At 76.0% G+C, this 1,730-nt stretch carries 1 protein-coding gene; it reads right to left on the reverse strand.

The genetic code is table 11. The annotated features are described in order from the left end of the window. Positions 1-27: 27 nt before the first annotated feature. Positions 28-1,449, reverse strand: coding sequence for a maltokinase N-terminal cap-like domain-containing protein (locus JS521_RS15900; protein ID WP_205083641.1), 1,422 nt, complete (start codon positions 1,447-1,449; stop codon positions 28-30). Positions 1,450-1,730: the final 281 nt, after the last annotated feature.

Consider the following 1,730-nt stretch of genomic DNA (forward strand, 5'->3'; position numbering starts at 1 on the left):
GGAGCGACGGGAGGGGGAGGGGAAGCGTCAGGCCGCCGCGGACTGGGCGAGGCGTTGGATGGCCGCCATCGGAACCGGCAGCCAGTCGGGCCGGTGCCGGGCCTCGTACACCACCTCGTACACGGCCTTGTCCGTCTCATGGGCGCGCAGCAGCTCCGGTTCGCCGCGCGGATCGCTGCCCGACGCCTGCGCGTAGCCCTCGCAGTAGGCGGCACGGCAGCGGGCCGCCCACTCCGGGTTCCACGGGCGGTGCGAGCGGGCCGCGTAGTCGAACGACCGCAGCATCCCCGCGACATCGCGCACCGGGGGCGCGGGCATCCGGCGCTCGGGCAGCGGGCGGGCCGGTTCGCCCTCGAAGTCGATCAGCGACCAGAAGCCGTCGGCGGAGCGCAGCGTCTGCCCGAGGTGGAGATCGCCGTGCACCCGCTGCTGGGCCCAGCCGCTGCCCCGGATCCCGAGATCCGTCACCGCGTCGAACGCGGCGCGCAGCCCCGGGACGTACGGCACGAGCGCCGGGACCGCCTGCGCGGCCGCCTCCAGCCGCTCGATCATCCCGGCCACCAGCTGCCGGGTCTGCGTGCCGCGCAGCGCCGGGGTCGGCAGTGCGGCGGCGAGCGCGGTGTGCACCTCGGCGGTGGCCCGGCCCAGCGCCCGCGCCTCGGGCAGGAAGTCGCGGCCCGCGGCGAGCGCGGCCAGCGCGAGCTGCCAGCCGTCGCGCGCTCCCTGCAGGAAGGGCTGGAGGACGCCGAGGGTGAGCGGTTCGGGTCCGGGCGCCTCGAACCAGGCGACCGGAGCGGGCACCCGTTCGCACCCCTCGCCGCCGAGGGCGAGCGGCAGCTCCAGGTCCGGGTTGGTGCCCGGGAAGACCCGCCGGAAGATCTTCAGGATGAACGCGTCCCCGTAGACCAGCGAGGAGTTGGACTGCTCGGCGTCCAGCACCCGGGGCGCGAGGCCGGCCGGGATGGCGGCGGTCCGCTCGAAGCGCAGCGAGCCGAGGCTGCCGGGGCGGCGGAACCGTTCCAGCAGGACATCGGCCAGCCGGGGGTCGTGCAGCGCGTCGTACACGGTCCGTCCGGCGAGCGGCCCCCGCTCCACCCGGCCGACCAGGGCTCCGGCGAGCAGCGGCGGCAGTGACGTCCGTACGCCCAGGAGCAGTTGGTAGCAGTCGTCGGCCGCCCGGACCGACCGGGAGGGCTGCTCGACCCGCAGCAGCAGATGCAGGAGACCGGGCCCCGCCGTGCCGTCCAGCGGCACCATCTCGGTGGCCGAGACCAGCCGGAAGCCGGTGACGGGCCGGCCCTTGCCGGCGAACCAGCGCTGCCGGGGCAGCCATTCGTGGAGCAGTGGAGCGAGGGACGGGAGCAGGGCCCCGTCCTTCGTACTTCCGGTGGTTGCGCTGTTCCTCGTGCTCTTCGCCAGGGCGACGTGAGTGGATGCAGCCTCCGACATGGCATCGCGTCCTTTCCCCGGGCACACAGGATGCGAAGAGTGTCCCGGATTGCGGCAACGGCTGTCCGGCTGTGCGGGACGTGTCGGGAGAGGAAGGTGCTTACGGACTCGAACGGCCGAACCGTGAAGGCCCGGTCTCTGCGTCCAGAGTGCCGCGGGGGGGGGGGGGGGGGGGGGGGCCCCCCCCCGGGGGGGGGGGGGCCCGCCGCGGCCGGGGGGGGGGGGGGGCGGCGCCCACCAGGGACGGCGGGGAGCCGCCCGCAGGGGCCCGGGGGGGCGCG

The organism is Streptomyces durocortorensis (assembly GCF_016901035.1).
GTDB lineage: Bacteria > Actinomycetota > Actinomycetes > Streptomycetales > Streptomycetaceae > Streptomyces > Streptomyces durocortorensis.